Origin of the sequence: Arthrobacter sp. H-02-3 (assembly GCF_003097355.1) — a bacterium.
GTDB classification, from domain to species: Bacteria; Actinomycetota; Actinomycetes; order Actinomycetales; family Micrococcaceae; genus Arthrobacter; species Arthrobacter humicola.
Genome location: NZ_PYUI01000009.1, coordinates 123939 through 142184, shown reverse-complemented (window position 1 = coordinate 142184; position 18246 = coordinate 123939). Strand labels below are relative to the sequence as shown.

14 protein-coding genes are annotated in these 18246 nt (G+C 68.0%); 4 read left to right on the top strand and 10 right to left on the bottom strand.

Annotation, left to right across the window (positions count from 1 at the left end; genetic code table 11):
• Positions 1-89: 89 nt before the first annotated feature.
• Entirely contained in the window at positions 90-4169 is a 4080-nt protein-coding gene (hrpA, locus tag C9424_RS11070; RefSeq protein WP_116766894.1) for an ATP-dependent RNA helicase HrpA, read from the top strand.
• 76 nt (positions 4170-4245) lie between these two features.
• Here the strand turns inward: hrpA and C9424_RS11065 are convergent, their stop codons facing one another.
• Positions 4246-4674: an HIT family protein gene (locus C9424_RS11065; protein WP_116766893.1), complete on the bottom strand. Its 429-nt coding sequence runs from the start codon at positions 4672-4674 to the stop codon at positions 4246-4248.
• Positions 4671-5846 (bottom strand): NAD(P)-dependent alcohol dehydrogenase, encoded by a 1176-nt coding sequence (locus C9424_RS11060; RefSeq protein WP_116766892.1) that lies wholly within the window; start codon positions 5844-5846, stop codon positions 4671-4673. The genes C9424_RS11065 and C9424_RS11060 overlap by 4 nt, the downstream gene beginning before the upstream one ends.
• A gap of 271 nt (positions 5847-6117) precedes the next feature.
• Here C9424_RS11060 and C9424_RS11055 point away from each other — a divergent pair, with 271 nt between their 5' ends.
• A complete protein-coding gene (locus C9424_RS11055) occupies positions 6118-7539 on the top strand; it encodes an HNH endonuclease (RefSeq protein WP_116766891.1) in 1422 nt (473 codons plus the stop codon).
• Positions 7540-7556: 17 nt separating this feature from the next.
• On the opposite strand, the gene C9424_RS11050 is transcribed toward C9424_RS11055, so the two are convergent.
• Positions 7557-8429 carry a sulfurtransferase gene (locus C9424_RS11050; RefSeq protein ID WP_116766890.1) on the bottom strand — a complete coding sequence of 291 codons (873 nt, stop codon included), beginning with the start codon at positions 8427-8429 and terminating at the stop codon, positions 7557-7559.
• A 48-nt stretch (positions 8430-8477) separates the two neighbouring features.
• Between C9424_RS11050 and C9424_RS11045 the strand changes: the two genes are divergently transcribed.
• Complete coding sequence (locus C9424_RS11045; RefSeq protein WP_116766889.1) at positions 8478-9599, top strand: PLP-dependent cysteine synthase family protein; 1122 nt, start codon at positions 8478-8480, stop codon at positions 9597-9599.
• Positions 9600-9637: 38 nt separating this feature from the next.
• Here C9424_RS11045 and C9424_RS11040 read toward each other — a convergent pair whose 3' ends face one another.
• Positions 9638-10294, bottom strand: a complete 657-nt coding sequence (locus tag C9424_RS11040; RefSeq protein ID WP_116766888.1) for an MBL fold metallo-hydrolase — start codon at positions 10292-10294, stop codon at positions 9638-9640.
• A 135-nt stretch (positions 10295-10429) separates the two neighbouring features.
• On the opposite strand from C9424_RS11040, the gene C9424_RS11035 reads away from it, so the two are divergent.
• The gene (locus tag C9424_RS11035) at positions 10430-10921 is read left to right on the top strand and encodes a Fur family transcriptional regulator (RefSeq protein WP_237563406.1); all 492 of its coding nucleotides are present in this window, start codon (positions 10430-10432) and stop codon (positions 10919-10921) included.
• A gap of 145 nt (positions 10922-11066) precedes the next feature.
• On the opposite strand, the gene C9424_RS11030 is transcribed toward C9424_RS11035, so the two are convergent.
• The 6 genes from C9424_RS11030 to C9424_RS11005 all read right to left on the bottom strand — a co-directional run bounded on the left by C9424_RS11030 (position 11067) and on the right by C9424_RS11005 (position 18112).
• Complete coding sequence (locus C9424_RS11030; RefSeq protein ID WP_116766887.1) at positions 11067-11966, bottom strand: metal ABC transporter permease; 900 nt, start codon at positions 11964-11966, stop codon at positions 11067-11069.
• Complete coding sequence (locus C9424_RS11025) at positions 11967-12782, bottom strand: metal ABC transporter ATP-binding protein (RefSeq protein ID WP_116766886.1); 816 nt, start codon at positions 12780-12782, stop codon at positions 11967-11969.
• Between the two features lie 50 nt (positions 12783-12832).
• Entirely contained in the window at positions 12833-13792 is a 960-nt protein-coding gene (locus tag C9424_RS11020) for a metal ABC transporter solute-binding protein, Zn/Mn family (RefSeq protein ID WP_202615832.1), read from the bottom strand.
• Between the two features lie 131 nt (positions 13793-13923).
• Positions 13924-14988: a hemolysin family protein gene (locus C9424_RS11015; RefSeq protein ID WP_116766884.1), complete on the bottom strand. Its 1065-nt coding sequence runs from the start codon at positions 14986-14988 to the stop codon at positions 13924-13926.
• Entirely contained in the window at positions 14985-16322 is a 1338-nt protein-coding gene (locus C9424_RS11010) for a hemolysin family protein (RefSeq protein ID WP_116766883.1), read from the bottom strand. The genes C9424_RS11015 and C9424_RS11010 overlap by 4 nt, the downstream gene beginning before the upstream one ends.
• A gap of 302 nt (positions 16323-16624) precedes the next feature.
• The gene (locus tag C9424_RS11005) at positions 16625-18112 is read right to left on the bottom strand and encodes a GuaB1 family IMP dehydrogenase-related protein (RefSeq protein ID WP_116766882.1); all 1488 of its coding nucleotides are present in this window, start codon (positions 18110-18112) and stop codon (positions 16625-16627) included.
• Positions 18113-18246 lie beyond the last annotated feature (134 nt).

Below are 18246 nucleotides of genomic sequence, written 5' to 3'. Positions count from 1 at the left end.
ACACCCGCACTGGGCCCGGCTCCACCAGCCGGGCCCTCACTATGCGCAGGGCCCGGCGGACAGTCCGTCCCAGTAGACTGTCTCCAGCCATGACATTGCATATTTCCTACCCCGCCGAACTGCCGGTTTCCGAGCGCCGCGAAGATCTGATGGCCGCCATCGCGGCCAACCAGGTGACCATCATCGCCGGCGAGACCGGTTCGGGTAAGACCACCCAGATCCCGAAGATGTGCCTGGAACTCGGCCTGGGCGAGAACGGGCTGATCGGGCACACCCAGCCCCGCCGGCTCGCGGCCCGCACCGTTGCCGAACGCATCGCGGAGGAACTCGGCGTCGAGATCGGCCAGGAGGTCGGCTTCCAGGTCCGGTTCACGGGCGAGGTCAGCCGCTCCACCAAGGTCAAGCTCATGACCGACGGCATCCTGCTGGCAGAAATCCAGCGCGACAAGCTGCTGCGCAAGTACAACGCCATCATCATTGACGAGGCCCACGAGCGCAGCCTCAACATCGACTTCATCCTCGGCTACCTCAAGCGGATCCTGCCGCAGCGCCCGGACCTGAAGATCATCATCACCTCGGCCACCATCGATCCGGAGCGCTTCGCCAAGCACTTCGGCAGCGAGGAAGAGCCCTCCCCCATCATCGAGGTCTCGGGCCGGACCTACCCGGTGGAGATCCGCTACCGGCCCCTCTCCCAGCCCGCCGGCGGCGCCGGTGCCGGCGCCGAAGACGGAGCCGGGGAGGGCTCAGGCTCGGACGACGAACTCGAAGAGGACCGCGACCCGCTCGACGCGGTGTGCGACGCCGTCGACGAGCTCGCCCTGGAAGCCCCCGGCGATATCCTCATTTTCTTCTCCGGGGAACGCGAAATCCGGGACGCGGCGGAGGCCCTCAACGCCCGCATCCAGTCCAACAAGCGGCTGGCCGGCACCGAGGTCCTGCCCCTCTTCGCCCGGCTGAGCCTGCAGGAGCAGCACAAGGTCTTCCACCCCGGCAGCAAACGGCGGATCGTGCTGGCCACCAACGTCGCCGAAACCTCGCTCACCGTCCCCGGCATCAAGTACGTGATCGACACCGGTACAGCCCGCATCTCGCGCTACTCGCACCGCACCAAGGTCCAGCGCCTGCCGATCGAGCGCGTCTCCCAGGCCTCGGCCAACCAGCGCTCGGGCCGCTGCGGCCGTGTTTCGGACGGCATCGCCATCCGGCTGTACTCCGAGGAGGACTTCGAGTCCCGGCCATTGTTCACGGACCCGGAGATCCTGCGCACCAACCTCGCGGCCGTCATCCTGCAGATGACCGCCATGGGGGTGGCCCGCGGACCGAAGGACGTGGAGAACTTCCCCTTCGTCGAACCGCCGGATTCACGCGCCATCAACGACGGCGTCAGCCTCCTGCGCGAACTCGGCGCCCTCAGCCCCGTGCGGACCCAGGAACAAAGGAGCGGGGAGCCGAGGGGCGAGGAGCAAACGGGCGACGGCGGCGGACGCCCGGGCCGCCGACAGGCTGCCGGCCGCGGCGGCGGCAGGAACGGTGGCGGGCTGACCGCCGTCGGGCAGCAACTGGCCCAACTGCCGGTGGACCCCCGTCTGGGCCGGATGATCGTCGAATCCGGCAAGCGCGGCTGCGTCCGCGAAGTCATGATCCTGGCGGCCGCCCTGACGATTCAGGACCCGCGGGAGCGTCCGACCGATAAGCAGCAGCTCGCCGCGGAGAAGCACGCCCGCTTCCGGGACGAAAACTCGGACTTTACCGGCTACCTGAACCTCTGGAACTACCTGCAGGAGAAGCAGCAGGAACTCTCCTCCACCGCGTTCCGCCGGCTCTGCCGGACCGAGTTCATCAACTACCTGCGGGTCCGCGAATGGCAGGACCTCTTCGCCCAGCTGCGCCAGCTCGCCCGGCCGCTGGGCATCAGCCTGGACAACAAGCGTTTGGCCGATCCCGTGGGCAACCATGACGGCGTCCACATCAGCCTGCTTTCCGGGCTGCTGAGCCACATCGGAATTCTGGATGAGCGCAAGCGCGAGTATGCCGGCGCCCGCGGCAGCCGATTCGCGATCTTCCCGGGTTCGGCGCTGTTCAAGAAGTCCCCCACCTTCGTCATGGCCGCGGAGCTCGTGGAGACGAGCCGGCTCTGGGCCCGCGTCGCGGCGAAGTTCGATCCGCTGTGGGCCGAGCAGGTGGCGCCGGACCTGGTCAAGCGCAGCTACAGCGAACCGCACTGGTCGAAGAAGATGGGCGCGGTGATGGCCCACGAAAAGGTCACTCTTTACGGCGTGCCCATCATCCCGAGCCGGCGGGTCAACTATGGCAACGTGGATCCCGAGCTCTGCCGCGAGCTCTTCATCCGGCACGCGCTGGTTGAGGGCGACTGGCAGACCCATCACAAGTTCTTCCACCGCAACCGCGCCCTGCTCCACGAGGTCGAGGAGCTCGAGGCCCGGATGCGGCGCCGGGACATCCTGGTGGATGACGAGACGTTGTTCGAGTTCTACGACGCCCGGATCGGCAAGGAGGTGGTCTCCGAGCGGCATTTCGACAAGTGGTGGAAGGACGCGCGGCAGCGGGACCCCGAGCTGCTCGACTTCGACCAGTCCCTGCTGATCAGCGAGGACGCCGCGGCCCTGGACGATTCGGCCTACCCCAAGACCTTGCTCCACAAAGGTTTTGAGCTGCCGCTGAGCTACGAGTTCCACCCCGTGGCGCCCGGCTCGCCGCCGAATCCTTCCGACGGCGTCACCGCCGAAGTCCCGGTGCTGTTCCTGAACCAGCTCGACGACGCCGCTTTCCGCTGGCTGATCCCCGGGCAGCGCGTGGAACTTGTCACCGCGCTCATCAAGTCGCTGCCCAAGCAGGTCCGCAAGAACTTCGTGCCCGCGCCGGACGTGGCACGCCAGGCCGTCGCGGCGCTGGAAGCCGACTTCCATCCCGCGGAGGACGAACTCGAGCCGTCGCTCGAACTCGTGCTGCGCCGGATCCGCGGCCAGGTCATCCCGCCGGGATCCTGGAACTGGGACGCCGTGCCGGCGCATTTGCGGGTCAGTTTCCGGGTGGTGGATTCCCGCGGCAAGGTACTGGATGAGGGTAAGGACCTCACTGCGCTGCAGGAGCGGCTGGCACCGGCCACCCGCCGGGCGATCGCGGAATCCCTCGGTGCCACCCCGGCCACGACGGCGCCCGCGGCCAGGGGGAAGGCCGCACCTAAGGGGACGGGCACGTCGTCGGGCGCCTCACGGGCTGCAGTGCCGGGATCGGCCGCACCGGCGGCCGCCGCCTCCGCCGCCCCGGGCGGGTTCCGCGAAGTGTCCGGCCTCAAGGACTGGACTTTCGGAACCGTGCAGCGCCAGGTCCAGGGCAACGTCGGCGGGCACACCGTCACCGGTTACCCGGCCGTGGTGGACGAGGGAACATCCGTGGCACTGCGGCTTTTTCAAACCGCGTCCGAACAGCAGGAGGCCATGCGGGCCGGCGTCATCCGGCTCCTGGCCCTGAAGGTGCCGCCGCCGGACCGCTACGTCCTGGAACACCTGAACAACACCGAGAAACTGACGTTCAGCCAGAATCCGCACGGCTCCGTGACCGCGTTGATTGCGGACTGTGCCCTGGCCGCCATTGATAAGCTCACCCCGGCCGAGCTGCCGTGGGATGAGGCCTCGTTCAAGGCACTGTACGAGACCGTGCGGGCCGAGCTGATCGACACCGTCTTCACGGTCACCGCCGTCGTCGAACGCATCCTGGCCAGCACGCGCCGGATCGAAAAGCAGCTCAAAGGCACCACCAGCCTTGCCTTGATCAGCGCGCTGAACGACGTCAAGAGCCAGCTTGAGCAGCTTGTCTATCCGGGCTTCGTGGCACGCACGGGCTACGCCCAGCTCAGCCAGCTGCCCCGCTACCTGGCGGCGATCGAGAAGCGCCTCGAGAAGCTGCCGGGCAATGTCCAGCGGGACGCCCAGCACATGGCCGCGGTCCAGGCCCTCGAGGACGACTACGACGACGCCGTCTCCGCGCTGCTGCCCGGACGGCGGGCCGGCGCGGAGTTAACACACGTGCGCTGGATGATCGAAGAATTCAGGGTGAGCCTCTTCGCCGTCGAGCTCGGAACCGCCTACTCGGTGTCCGAAAAGCGCATCCGGGCGGCGCTTAACAAAGTACTGGCACCGGCGTAGACCCCTTGGGGAGTGCTGCGCCGGCGCCAGTCCGGGATGCGTCGGGTGCGCCGAGGTGCCCCCGGCGTGTCTGAACCTAGGCGTCCGGGACGTGCTCCGAATGCCCGGCTTTGCGGAGGCCTTCGCGGAGCTTTTCGGCGTTGGCGTCCAGCTTTGCCGGATCCGGATGCTGCTCCACCGAGCCGAAATCAAAGTCCGCCATGGAGTTCGAGGGCCACACGTGGACGTGCATGTGGTTGATTTCGTAACCCGCGACGATCAGGCCGGCCCGGGCGGCATCGAAGACGTCCACCTGCACAGCGCCGATTTTACGGGCGACCTCCATGACACGGCCGAGGACCTCGGGTGAGGCGTCCGTCCAGCGGTCCACTTCCTCGACCGGCACCACGAGGGTATGGCCGTCGGCCAGCGGGCCCACGGTCAGGAAGGCCACGACGTCGTCCTCGCGCCAGACGAAGCGGCCCGGGATCTCGCCGTTGATGATTTTCGTGAAGAGAGTGCTCATGCGTCCGCCTTTTCCGCCGGGGACCCCAGGGTGCTGACGTCCAGGACAAAACGGTACTTCACATCTCCAGCCACCATGCGGTCGAAGGCCTCGTTGAGCTGGTCCGCCCCGACCACCTCGACGTCGGACACCACACCGTGCTCGGCGCAGAAGTCCAGCATCTCCTGGGTCTCGGCGATGCCGCCGATCATCGATCCCGCGTACGCGATCCTGCGCCGGATCAGTGCGCCGGGGTTGACGGGCGGCATCGCTTCCGAGGGGAGGCCCAGCTGGAACAGCGCGCCGTCCACGCGCAGGGTGCGGAAGTACGGGTTGAGGTCGTGCGGTGCAGCGACGGTATCGATGATGACATCGATGCTGCGGTCCGCGGCCTCCATCGCGGCCGGGTCCGTGGAAAGGATGACGTGGTCGGCGCCCAGTTCGCGGGCCGCCTCGAACTTTTGCTCCGACGTCGTGAACACCGTCACCTCGGCGCCCATGGCCTTGGCGATCTTGACGGCCATGTGTCCGAGGCCGCCGAGCCCGACAACGCCCACGACGTCACCTTCCTCAACCTCGAAGTGGTTCAGTGGGGAATAAGTGGTGATGCCCGCGCAGAGCAAGGGAGCGGCGGCGGCCGGGTCCATGCCCTCCGGAACCCGCAGGACGTAGTTGCGGTCCACGACGATCGACGTCGAGTAGCCGCCCTGGGTGATCGCGCCTCCGTTGCGGGGATCCTTGGATCCGTACGTTCCCGTTATGCCGTTTTCGCAGTACTGCTCGAGGCCGTCCAGGCAGCTGTCGCATTCGCGGCAGGAATCGACCATGCAGCCCACGCCCACGCGCTCGCCGACCGTGAAATCGTCGACGGCGGAACCGACCCGGGTGACCCGGCCGACAATCTCGTGGCCCGGGATCAGCGGATACGTGTCGCCGCCCCATTCGCCGCGCGTGGCGTGCACGTCCGAGTGGCACAGTCCGCAAAATTCGATGGCGATCTCAACGTCGTCCGCCTTCGGCTCCCGGCGGGACACCGTCAAGGGAACGAGTCCGCTGTCCGGCGCCGTGGCGCCATAGGCGGCGACCAGCGTGGCGCCGTCGGCGTGTGCGGCGTTGATCGCGGTGGTGTCAGAGGTCTCGGAGTTCGGCAGCGGCTTGGCAAGGGGCGGGGGTACAGGACGTCCAGGTGTCATGTGTCGACGCTACCCCCGGTCCCGGCGACTATTCCACTTTGGAGCGCCAGGCCACTCCGCGGGCCGGCTCCTCCGGGAGAACTTCACGGGGTTCAGTCATAGCCACAATGATTCTCCAATCAATCAGCGACTACAGCCCTCCTACACAAACAAGCTGACACCCCCAGGGCTTCGCTGCTGCGGACGAGCGAGGGCCGCGCACAACTCCCGTGGCTTGTCTACCCGCCTCGGCTCTCCCCTAATTGTCAGTGGTCGACGGGACACTGGATTCATGGACGGCAAGCAGGGGCCCGAGACGGGGCCGGCAGACACGGCACGGGCAGGTGCTGTGACGGTCGCTGACCTGGCCCGGATCCTGGCCTTCCTCCCGGTCCCGGACAGTGCCGCCGCACTGATCGACGAGATCCGGGATCTGGAGGACCTGAAGTCCGCCGCGGCCGCACAACAGGCCCGCCTGAGCGTGGCCTTCGATGCGCTGCAGCGCCGCGAGCAGGCTGCCGCGGGGGTCCCGGCCGACAAGCTCGGCGCCGGTGTCGGCGCGCAGATCGCCCTGGCCCGGCGCGAATCCCCCGCCAAAGGCAGCCGCCTCCTGGGCCTGGCCAAAGCCCTCGTGACCGAAATGCCGCACACCCTCACCGCCCTGGAAACCGGGAACCTCAACGAATGGCGCGCCACCTTGCTCGTGCGCGAAACCGCCTGCCTGACCGCCGCCGACCGGGCCGGGGTCGATGAGGAAATGGCCGCCGACACCGGCGCCCTCGCCGGGGCCGGGGACCGGGGCCTGATCGCCGCGGCCCGCACCGCCGCCTACCGGCGCGACCCGCGCTCCGTCACCGACCGCGCCGCGCACGCCGCCACCGACCGGCACGTCAGCCTCCGCCCGGCCCCGGACACCATGACCTGCCTCACCGCCCTGCTCCCCGTCGCCCAGGGCGTGGCCGTCTACAACGCCCTGACCCGGCACGCCGACTCTTGCCGCTCCGCCGGCGATCCCCGCACCCGCGGCCAGGCCATGGCCGACACCCTCGTCGAACGCATCACCGGCACCCCCGGCGGGATCGCCGGCATCGAACTCCAGCTCATCATGACCGACCGCACCCTCCTCCAGGCCGGCTCCGAACCCGCCCGCCTCCCCGGCTACGGCACCGTCCCCGCCGGCTGGGCCCGCAAAATCCTGACACGGGACGAGAACCCAGCCCCGGACATCCGGCTCCGCCGCCTCTACACCCGCCCCGGCACCGGGGACCTCGTCGGGATGGACTCCCGGGCCCGGATCTTCCCCGCCGGGCTCCGCCGCTTCATCCAAACCCGCGACGACACCTGCCGCACCCCCTACTGCGACGCCCCGATCCGGCACCTGGACCACATCATCCCCTGGCATAACGGCGGACCCACCACCGGCACCAACGGCGCCGGGCTCTGCGAAGCCTGCAACCACACCAAAGAAACCCCCGGCTGGAACGCCCAGCCCCGTCCCGGCCCCAGACACACCATCCAGCTCACCACCCCCACCGGCCACACCTACCAGTCCACGGCCCCGCCGCTGCCGGGCACGCCGCTCAGGACGGAAGCGGCAGAACGGCCACGAACAACTCACCGGCCGCGGCATCGCGCCAAGATCTTCAAGCCCGCACGGCTGGTCGGCAGCTTGTCGGGGGTGACAAAAGTGAGGACAGATGCACTCAGTGCGTGAACCGGCAAGAAGGAGCCCTAGTTTGAAGCCGCGTCCTCGCCATACGGGGCGGCCCCGGTGATGACCTCGTTCGAGGCGCTGTGGCACCACTCGGAGAACGAACCGGGGTACAAAGCAGCGGGAAAGCCGGCGATCTCAAGGGCGGCGATTTCGTGGGCCGCCGTCACCCCGGAACCGCAATACACGGCGGTGGGGACGGCTGCACGGTAGCCGAGCCGTTCGAAGCGTTCCCGCAGCTCGGCCGGGGGCAGAAACCGCCCGTCGGGCTGCAGATTCCCGGTGGTGGGGGCACTCACGGCGCCCGGAATATGACCGGCGCGGGGATCCACGGGTTCGACTTCCCCGCGGTACCGCTCCCCCGCCCTGGCATCGAGAAGCAGCCCGCGCCGACCCCAGGAAGCCGCCTGGCCGGCGTCGATCGCGGGCATGGCGCCCCCGGACAGAGTGACAGTCCCCGGTGCAGGCTGCTCGGCTCCGGCTGCCAGTTCGAACCCGGCAGCGCGCCAGGCGGCCAGGCCGCCGTCGAGCAGCTGGACGGAACGGAAGCCGGCGTTGCGCAGCATCCACCACAGCCGGGCGGCGGCCATGTTGCCGCTGTCGTCGTAGGCCACGACGGCGTCGCCGTCATTGATGCCCCAGCGGCGCGCTGACTCCTGGAACTGCTGCGGCGTCGGCAACGGATGCCGCCCGCGGCTCGGTTCCGCGGGGCCGGCGAGTTCGGTGGCCAGATCCACGAAGATAGCCCCGCGGATGTGTTCGCGCAGGTAGTGGTCGTGGCCGTGAGGGTCACCCAACGCCCATCGAACATCCAGGAGCACTGTGCGGCGGCCCGTTTCTCGGGCACTGTCCAACCGGTCTTTGAGGGCAACTGCATCGATGAGGGTGTCCATGCGCCCACTCTATCTTCGGCGTCCCGTCCCCTTCGGTAGGCTGTAGCGGTGAACACCGCGCACCGACACGACCGGGCCTGGGCCGACGAAGCCGTCCGCCGGATCAACGCCGAGAACAACCGATCTGCCGACACCCACCTGTATTCCGTCCCGCTCCCCGAGCACTGGGGCGTGCAGCTGTACCTGAAGGACGAATCCACCCACCGCACGGGCAGCCTCAAGCACCGGCTGGCACGGTCGCTGTTCCTGTTCGGCCTCGTCAACGGCTGGATCCGCGAAGGCACCACGATCGTCGAGGCCTCCAGCGGCAGCACCGCCGTCTCCGAAGCCTATTTTGCGCAGCTGCTCGGACTGCCCTTCATCGCGGTCATGACCCGGACCACCAGCCGGGAGAAGATCGCCCTGATCGAGCAGTTTGGCGGCTCGTGCCATTTGGTGGACCATGCCTCGGAGGTCTACGATGCCGCCGCCGGCCTCGCCAGCAGCACCGGGGGGCACTATATGGACCAATTCACATACGCCGAACGGGCCACGGACTGGCGCGGGAACAACAACATCGCCGAGTCGATCTTCGGCCAGCTGGCCCTGGAGGAGCATCCGGTCCCCCGCTGGGTGGTGGTCGGGGCAGGCACCGGCGGCACCAGCGCCACGATCGGCCGCTACCTGCGCTATCAGCGCCATGAGACGAAACTCGCCGTCGTCGATCCGGAAAATTCCGCGTTCTATCCGGGCTGGCGGGACAGCCAGTCCGACGGCGGGACCCCCGCCGCCCGCGGCACGTCTGCTGCCGGGACGGCGACGGGCCTGCCGTCCCGCATCGAGGGCATCGGCCGGCCGCGGATGGAACCGAGTTTTGTGCCGGCCGTGATCGACCACATGATCCAGGTTCCCGACGCCGCGTCCGTGGCGGCCATGCGCCACCTCAGGGAGCACGCAGGGCTACATGCCGGGCCGTCCACCGGCACCAATCTCTGGGGCGCGTGGCAGCTCATCGCCGGGATGATCGCCGAGGGCCGCCGGGGCAGTGTCGTCACGCTCATGTGCGACGCCGGCGACCGCTATGCCGGGAACTACTACAACGCGGAGTGGCTGGCTGCCCACGATCTGGACCCCGAACCCCACGAGGCCGTGCTGCGCGGCTTCTTCGAGAGCGGTGTGTGGCCGGACTGAACCGCCGCGGCGCCCGCGGTGGCTAACCCTCCAACGGGCTAGACCTCCACCGAGTCTCCGCTGGAGAGGTGCCGGTACTCGGTGCCGTATTTCGCTCCGATCCAGGTCACATGCCCCTCAATCAGGCCCCGGCCGGTGTCGTTCAGGAGCGCGTCGTGGACCGGGAACGCCAGCGGCGCGCGGACGCCGATCACAAAGTCCACTACTTCGCCCACCTTGTTCCACGGGGCGTGAATGGGGACCAGCAGCGTCCGGACCTCGACGCCGTCGGGAATCGCGAACGAGTCCCCCGGGTGGTAGACGTTGGCATCCACGAGGTAGCCCACGTTGGCCACGACGGGAATCTGCGGATGGATGAGGGCATGCTGACCCCCGAAGGTCCGGACCGCGAAGCCTGCCGTCTCAAAGTCCTCGCCGACGACCGCCGCGTGGATGCGGCTCCCGGCGTCGGGCGCCTTGCTGCGGAGCGTAGCGGCCACAGCCTCCGGGGCGAACAGCTCAAGGGCGGTGTTGCCCTGCAGCGCCGCGGCGACGGCGTCGACGTCAACATGGTCCGCGTGCTCGTGCGTGATCAGCACGGCATCCGCCCCGGCCAGCGCCTGGTCCGTCTCAGAGAACGTACCCGGGTCGAGCACCAGCACCCGGCCGTCCTTCTCGAGTCGGACACAGGCGTGGGTGAATTTGGTCAGCTTCATCCGGCCAGCCTAGGCAACACCCGTCATGGTGTCCACGGAGCGCTGCCGGCAATCTTGGACGCTGGTAATCTTGGACATTGCCACCACCCCTCAGCGGGTCCCCCGCGAAACCCCCGAAGCGAAGCGAGTTCCACGATGTCCCAGGGCGCCACCGCCGGCAACAGCCGGATTCCGGCCCCGGCGTCAGCGCCGAGACCCGTCTCGTCAGCGGCACCCGCGCAGGGCAAGGAGCAGCGCGTCACCAAACAGCGTCTCGCTGTCAGTGCCGCCCTGGACGATCTGGCGGACTTCGTCAGCACGCAGGAGCTGCACCGCATTCTCCAGGAGCGCGGGAGCACGGTGTCCCTCGCGACGTCCTACCGCATCTTGCAGTCCCTCGCCGACGACGGGCTGGTGGACGTCCTGCGCAACGCCGACGGTGAAGCCGTGTATCGGCGCTGCGCCGTCACCGGGCACCACCATCACCTGCTGTGCCGCAACTGCGGCAAGGCCGTGGAAGTTGAAGCACCCGCGGTCGAAGCCTGGGCCGCGAGGATCGCGAAAGAGCACGGATTCACGGCTGTGGAGCACACCGTGGAAATCTTCGGGCTATGCCCCGAGTGCACGGCGCTGAAGACCGCAAAGTAGCCTCGCCGTCGAAGTTCCCTGCAGCACGACGGCCGAATTTCCCCGCCTTTGACGTGGATCCGCGGCAATCAACCAGCGGGTCGCGGCGCCACGCGGTCGATCCTGCGCAAAGCTGGGGAAAATCGGACGCGGCAGGCGCACGCGCTCAAGCCACCGGCGTCGAGGTAGGGGTCGGCGTGCGGACCACCCGGCCGTTAAGTCCCCGCTTCGCCCGCGCACCGCCGATCACCCGGCAGGTCACGTAGATCAGGAACGACAGCGTGGTGACGTAGGGGCTGATGGGCAGCCGGCCGCCGAGGGCTAGCAGGATGCCGCCGACGGTCGCCGTCATGGCGAAGACAATGCTCAAGGTGACCACCAGCCGGGGCGAGGACGTGACCCGCATGGCCGCCGCCGCCGGCGTGATCAGCAGGGCCAGCACCAGCAAGGCGCCCACAATCTGGATCGACAACGCCACGCTGATGCCCAGCAGCACCATGAAGGCCAGGGACAGGGCCCGCACCGGCACGCCGCGGGCGGTGGCGACGTCGGGGTCCACGCTGGCAAAGGTCAGGGGCCGCCAGATGGCGACCAGCGCCAGCATCACCACGACGGCGGCGGCCGCCAGGACCTGCAGCTGGACCGTTCCGACAGACACAATCTGCCCTGTGAGCAGGCCGAACTTATTGGCAGCCCTGCCCTCATACAGGGACAGGAACAGGATGCCCAGGCCCAGCCCGAACGGCATGATGACGCCGATGATCGAGTTCTTGTCCCGCGCACGGACGCCCATGAGGCCCAGCACCACGGCCGCCAGCACCGATCCTGCCAGCGAGCCGAGAATGATGTCCGCGCCGATCAGCAGCGCGAACGCCGCACCGGCGAAGGAGAGTTCGGAGATGCCGTGGACCGCGAAGGCGAGGTCGCGTTTCATCACGAAGGTGCCCATGAGGCCGCCCAGCAGCCCGAGGACGGCGCCGGCCCAGATTGAGTTCTGCACCAGGACGAGCAGCTCGCCGTAGTTTTCGAAGTTGAAGATTGAATGCAGCAGGTTGCCCAGATCCATCTAGCCCACCTCTCCCGCGACTGAATGCGCGTCGTGGTGGTGGTGCGTCGTGGCATCGGGCAGCCCCACCACGATCAGCCGGCCGTTGGCCTGAATGACTTCCACCGGGCTGCCATAGAGATCGGAGAGCACCTCGGTGGTCATGACCTCGGCAGGAGTGCCTACCCGGAACCGTCCGCCGGCCAGGTACAGGACGCGGTCCACGTAGTCCATGATCGGGTTGATCTCGTGCGTCACGAACACCACGGCGCTGTCGGCATCGCGGCATTGCTTGTTGATCAAGGCGCTGACGGCCTGCTGGTGCTGAAGATCCAGGGACAGCAGCGGCTCGTCGCACAAGAGCACCTTGGGATCGGTGGCGAGGGCCTGGGCCACGCGCAGGCGCTGCTGCTCACCGCCGGACAGCTGCCCGACCGGCACCTTGGCGTAGTCGCTGGCGCCGACGAGGTCCAGGAGTTCGTCCACCTTCCGGTTCACTTTTGCGCCGCCAAGGCGAATGCCCCAGCGGTGGCCGTCGACGCCGAGGGCCACGAGGTCGCGGGCGCGCAGCGGCGTATCGGGGTCGAAAGATTTCTGCTGCGGCACATAGCCGATCCGGCGGCTTCCCCGTTCGACGGGCCGGCCGTCAAGCACGGCCGTGCCCGTGCTCAGCTCCTGCAGCCCGAGCAGGACCTTGAGGAAAGTGGTCTTGCCGCTGCCGTTGGGGCCGAGTACGGCAAAGAATTCACCCGGGTTGATGTCCAGGTCCAGGTCCTCCCACAGTGTCCGCTGGCCGAACGACAGGGAGGCGCCGCGGAGGCTCACTACCGGTGTCAAATGAGGTTTCCTCGATTTCCCTGCGGAGACAGACGCTTCCGTTGTTGCGATCATCCTAGGGCCTTGCTGATGCTCTCCACATTTGCGGTCATCCATTGCAGGAAGGTCTGGCCCTCGGGAAGGGTTTCGCTGAAGTTCACCACCGGGACACCGGCGGACGCGGCGGCCTTCTTCAGCGCCAGCGTCTGCGGCCCCTCAGTCTGGGTATTGTAGGCCAGCAGCCGGACGCTCCCCGATCCCACGAGATCGACGGCGGCCTTGAGGACGGCCGGCGGGACATCGGCGCCTTCCTCGATCGCCGCCGTGTACTCGGCCGGGGTCTTGTTCTCAAGTCCTGCATCTTCCAGCAGGTACAACGGCACCGGTTCGGTGACGGCCACGGGCACGTGATCCTTCGCGGACTTCATCGCGGCGAGCTTGGTTTCCAGGCCGCCGAGCGAGTCCTTGAATGCGGCCGCGTTAGTCCGGAACGTCTCCGCCGAGGCGGGTTCCAGCGTGCCGAGTTTGTCCGCAATGGCGTCCGTAAGGCGGGACATGGCCGGCAGGCTGTACCAGACGTGCTCGTTCAGCCCGGTGGCCGCATGGGTGTGGCCGGAGGCCTCGGGGCTCGCCGCTGCCGGGCTTTCGGAGGCAAGGCCGGAGACGTCCACGGCGCTGATCACATTGCCGCGCTCCAGCCCGGTGTCCGTTGCGAGCGTGTCGATGAAGGAGTCGTATCCCCCGCCGTTCTCCACCACGAGTTCGGCCTTGGAGACAGCCAGTTTGTCCTGGGTGGTGGCCTCGTAGGAGTGCGGGTCCTGGCTGGTGCGGCTGATGATCGAGCTGACCCGGACCTTGTCGCCGCCGATGCTGGAGACGATGTCGCCATAGACACTCGTAGAGGCTACGACGTCGACGACGCCGTCGCCCGCGGTCCCCCGGGCGCTTCCCGCCGTCGGAGCGCACGCGGTCAGCAGGAGGCCTAAGCCGGCAAAACCAGCCAGCACGGCTCGGGCAGCGGGACGGCGCACGGGAAACCTCGGATCTGTTATTGAGAATCAGGAGCAATAGCAACAGCCCGAGTGTATCCCTAAATAGGAATCATTCCTATTTAGGGATACCCGGCGCGGCGCCGTGCCGCCCGTCCGCCACTGGCAATGCGCTACTGGTCCTGGCCGAGCCTCCGGTAGCCGGTGGCCTGCGTCGCGTCGCGGATCTCGCCGACCAGCTGCTCGATCACGTCTTCCAGGAACAGCACGCCCTGGGTCAGCCCGTCGGGACCGATCACGCGGGCCAGGTGCGAGCCCGTGCGCTGCATGACGGACATAGCTTTCTCAATTTCGTCGTCCATGGCGAGGTTCGCCAGCGACCGGATGCGGCTTTCCGCAATCGCCTGGTGGTATCCGGCGTCGGGGATGGACAGCACGTCCTTGATGTGGAGGTACCCGGACAGCATGCCGTCGTCGTCGAGCATCGGGAAGCGCGAAAAACCGGTCCGGCTGACTGCCTTTTCGAATTCCGCCGGCGTGGTGGCCGCTTTGAGCATGACGAGCTTGTGCAGCGGGACCATCACGTGGGACGCCGTGTGCTCCGAGAACTCCAGCGCTCCGGTGATGAGCCCGGCGTCGTCATCCACGAGCCCGTGGCGGGTGGATTCCTGCACGATCGACTGTACTTCTTCAAGGGTGAAGGAGGACGTGACCTCATCCTTCGGCTCAATCCGCATCAGCTTCAGGATGTGGTTGGCGGACCAGTTGAGGGCCGCAATGACGGGCTTGACCACGCGGGCAATGAACATCAGCGGCGGAGCCAGCAGCAGCGCCGCTTTGTCCGCGACGGACACCGAGATGTTCTTCGGCACCATTTCGCCAAACGTGACGTGCAGGAACGTCACCACCAGCAGGGCGACGGCGAAGGCCACGAGGTCCGCGGCCTCCATCGGGATGCCCGCCGCTTCCAGCGGCACCGCCAGGAGGTGGTGGATCGCGGGTTCGGCCACCTGCAGGATCAGCAGCGAACAGACAGTGATGCCGAGCTGGGCGCACGCGAGCATGAGGGAGACGTTTTCCATGGCCCGCAGGGTGGTCTGCGCGCGCTTCGAGCCGGCCTCGGCCAGCGGCTCGATCTGGCTCCGGCGGGCGGACATGATGGCGAATTCAGCCGCCACGAAGAAGGCGTTGCCGACCAGCAGGACGGCAAGCCACAGGATTCCTGCCCAGTCGCTCATGCGGCACCTGCCTGGCTGGCGGGCTGGCCGCCGCCCGGAACCCGGGCGGGCCGGAAGCAGATCCGGTCGATCCGGCGACCGTCCATCCGGGTCACGCTGAGCGTTCCGCCGACGACGTCGACTGTGTCGCCGACTGCCGCGATGCGGCCAAGCTGGCTCATGACGTAGCCTCCCACCGTTTCGTAGGCAGCTTCGTCGGGCACGGTCAGGCCCGGGATCTGTTCTGAGAGTTCATCGGGCCGGAGCAGCCCGGGGAAGTACCAGTCGCCCGAGGCGCTCTGAAGCAGCCCCGGCCGGACTTTGTCATGTTCATCGGCCACTTCCCCGACAATTTCCTCCACGAGGTCCTCCAGCGTGGCGACGCCGGCCGTTCCGCCGTACTCGTCGAGGACGACGGCCAGTTGCAGGTTGCCCTCACGCAGTTCGGCGAGGAGGGCATCCAGGTGGATGGTTTCGGGCACCCGGAGAACATCGGTCATGATGGCGCCGGCCTGCAGTTTGGCGCGGCGGTCCGCTGGAACGGCGATTGCCTTCTTGATATGGACCACGCCGCGGATGTCATCGGAGGACTCGCCGATCACCGGGAAACGGGAGTAGCCGGTGCGCTTGGCGGCCTCGACGATGTCCGACACAGGCTGGTCGGCGTCGATGGTCTCCACCCGGATGCGGGGGGTCATGACGTCCGCGGCGGTCCGGCCGGAGAACTTCAGGGTCCGGGCAATGAAGTTGGCCGTTCCGGCGTCGAGCGTGCCCATGGCCGCGGAGCGGCGGACGAGGGAGGCGAGTTCTGCCGGCGTGCGCGCGCCGGAGATTTCCTCCTTGGCCTCCAGGCCGAAGACGTTCAGGACCTTGTTGGAGAAACCGTTCAGGACCACGATTGCGGGCTTGAAGATCGCGGTGAACACCAGCTGGGGCCGGGCAACGGCCTTGCCGATCGGGAAGGACAGGGCGATCGCCATGTTCTTGGGCACCAGTTCGCCGATCACCATGGAGAGCAAGGTGGCGAGGGCCATCGCCAGGATCAGGGAGACGGAGGCGACCGCCGCTGCCGGGACTCCGATGGCCGCGAGCGGGCCTTCGAGCAGCTTGCCGACGGACGGTTCCATGACGTAGCCGGTCAGCAGCGTGGTCATCGTGATGCCGAGCTGGCAACTGGAGAGCTGGGTGGAGAGGGACTTGAGGCATTTGAGCAGAGGCTCGGCGGCGGCGTCTCCGCCGTCGACCGCGCGCTGCACTGTCGTCTGATCAAGGGCGACCAGGGAAAATTCCACGGCAACGAAGAAACCGGTGCCGAGGATGAGCAGGAGCCCTGCTACGAGGAGAAGCCATTCCATTTAATGGCCTGCTTCCGGAGCGGCGGCGCGCAGCCGGTGCCGTTGCGGGGTGCGGAGTGGCTGGAGTCGGCGGGCCGGCGGAGGATGGTCGGCGGCAGCCGACCCTGTGTCCTGGAAGGCTCCGGAGTGGCGAATGGCCAGAGAGTGATGGGCGCGTGAACGGGGTTTGCCGGCTCTGCGGGTGGACTGCGCGGGAACGGTTTCCGTTCTTCGCTGACAGCCCCCAGGCCGGCACCTAGATTTACTGTCCATAAGAATTTCAGTCTACAGGAGCAGCCGCCGCCAGCCCCCGAGCTGCGGCGTCACCAGCTTTGCGGGACGGGGCGGCCTTCCTCGTACCCGGCCGCGGACTGAATGCCGGCCACGGCACGTTCGCGGAAGGCGGCGAGATCGGCGGCCCCGGCATAGCTCATGGAGCTGCGCAGGCCGGCGGTGATCATGTCCAGCAGGTCCTCGACGCCGGGCCGCACCGGATCCACGTACATCCGGGACGTGGAGATGCCCTCCTCGAAGAGGGCCTTGCGGTCCTTCTCAAAGGCGCCCTCGCGCTGGTTGCGGTTCTGCACGGCGCGGGCGGACGCCATGCCGAAGCTCTCCTTGTACTGCCGGCCGCCCGCGTCCAGCTGCAGGTCTCCCGGGCTTTCGTGAGTACCGGCAAACCAGGACCCGATCATGACCTGGCTCGCCCCGGCGGCCAGGGCCAGGGCGACGTCGCGCGGGTAGCGCACACCGCCGTCGGCCCACACCCGGCCCCCGGCGTCCCGCGCTGCCGCGGAACATTCCAGGACGGCGCTGAACTGGGGGCGGCCCACGGCCGTCATCATGCGGGTGGTGCACATGGCGCCCGGACCCACGCCGACCTTGACGATGTCCGCTCCGGCCTCGATGAGCTCCCGGGTGGCCTCGCCGGTGACCACGTTGCCGGCCACGACGGGCACGCCGGGGTTGAGTCCCTTCACGGCGGCCAGGGCGTCGAACATCTTCTGCTGGTGGCCATGCGCGGTATCGAGGACCAGCACGTTGACGCCGGCAGCCAGGAGTTCGGCCGCCCGCCCGGCCACGTCACCGTTAATCCCGACGGCGGCAGCCACCTTGAGTTTGCCGTCCTCGTCCAGGGACGGGCGGTAGATGGTGGAGCGAAGGGCGCCCTTGCGGGTGAGCACACCGGCCAGGACACCGTCCTGCTGCACCGGCGCATAGTCCGTCCCGGCGGCGTCCATCGCTTCAAAGGCGCGGCGGAGCGACTGGGCAGCGCCGGCAGCATCCGCGGCCGGTCCGCCCGCCAGCGTTCCGGCACCGAGCATCCCGGCATCCAGCACGAGCGGCTGGTGGCGCAGGACGGAGGCCAGCGACGCGAAACGGTCCTGGCCCTCGCAGTCGGCGGCACGGACCACTCCGGTGACGGCGCCCGCCGAGTCCACCACCACTACGGCCCCGTGCGGCCGCTTGCCCATCAAGTGCAGGGCATCGATCACGGTGTCCGTGGGCGCCAGCGTGACGGGGGTCTCGAGGACCGGGTGGCGGCCCTTGATCCAGGCTGCAACGTCCCGGATGACATCGAGCGGGACGTCCTGCGGCAGGACGCCCAGGCCGCCGCGGCGGGCCATCGTCTCTGCCATCCGCTTTCCCGTCACCGCCGTCATATTCGCCGCCACCAGCGGAATTGCCGAGCCGGTCCCGTCGTCGGCCGCGAGATCCACGTCCAGGCGCGAGGTGACATCGGAACGGGACGGAACGAGGAAGAGGTCGGAGTAGGTCAGATCGGTGGTGGGTTCATTCAGGAAACGCACGGCTGCTCCTTAGCTGGCACCTTCGGCACCAAACGGTTCTCCCTCGATTCTAGGGGCGATTTCCGGTGCGGCAGCCGCTGCATCCTCGCCGGTTCCGCACGACATCTTCACGCCAATTCGGCGGCCGCCTGGGC

Excerpts from the sequence above, each read along its gene's own strand:
- C9424_RS11035 (WP_237563406.1), top strand. The coding sequence starts at position 10,430 with ATGTCCCAGGGCGCCACCGCCGGCAACAGCCGGATTCCGGCCCCGGCG.
- C9424_RS11015 (WP_116766884.1), bottom strand. The coding sequence starts at position 14,988 with ATGAGCGACTGGGCAGGAATCCTGTGGCTTGCCGTCCTGCTGGTCGGC.
- C9424_RS11050 (WP_116766890.1), bottom strand. The coding sequence starts at position 8,429 with ATGGACACCCTCATCGATGCAGTTGCCCTCAAAGACCGGTTGGACAGT.
- C9424_RS11065 (WP_116766893.1), bottom strand. The coding sequence starts at position 4,674 with ATGAGCACTCTCTTCACGAAAATCATCAACGGCGAGATCCCGGGCCGC.
- C9424_RS11030 (WP_116766887.1), bottom strand. The coding sequence starts at position 11,966 with ATGGATCTGGGCAACCTGCTGCATTCAATCTTCAACTTCGAAAACTAC.
- C9424_RS11055 (WP_116766891.1), top strand. The coding sequence starts at position 6,118 with ATGGACGGCAAGCAGGGGCCCGAGACGGGGCCGGCAGACACGGCACGG.
- hrpA (WP_116766894.1), top strand. The coding sequence starts at position 90 with ATGACATTGCATATTTCCTACCCCGCCGAACTGCCGGTTTCCGAGCGC.
- C9424_RS11040 (WP_116766888.1), bottom strand. The coding sequence starts at position 10,294 with ATGAAGCTGACCAAATTCACCCACGCCTGTGTCCGACTCGAGAAGGAC.
- C9424_RS11010 (WP_116766883.1), bottom strand. The coding sequence starts at position 16,322 with ATGGAATGGCTTCTCCTCGTAGCAGGGCTCCTGCTCATCCTCGGCACC.
- C9424_RS11060 (WP_116766892.1), bottom strand. The coding sequence starts at position 5,846 with ATGACACCTGGACGTCCTGTACCCCCGCCCCTTGCCAAGCCGCTGCCG.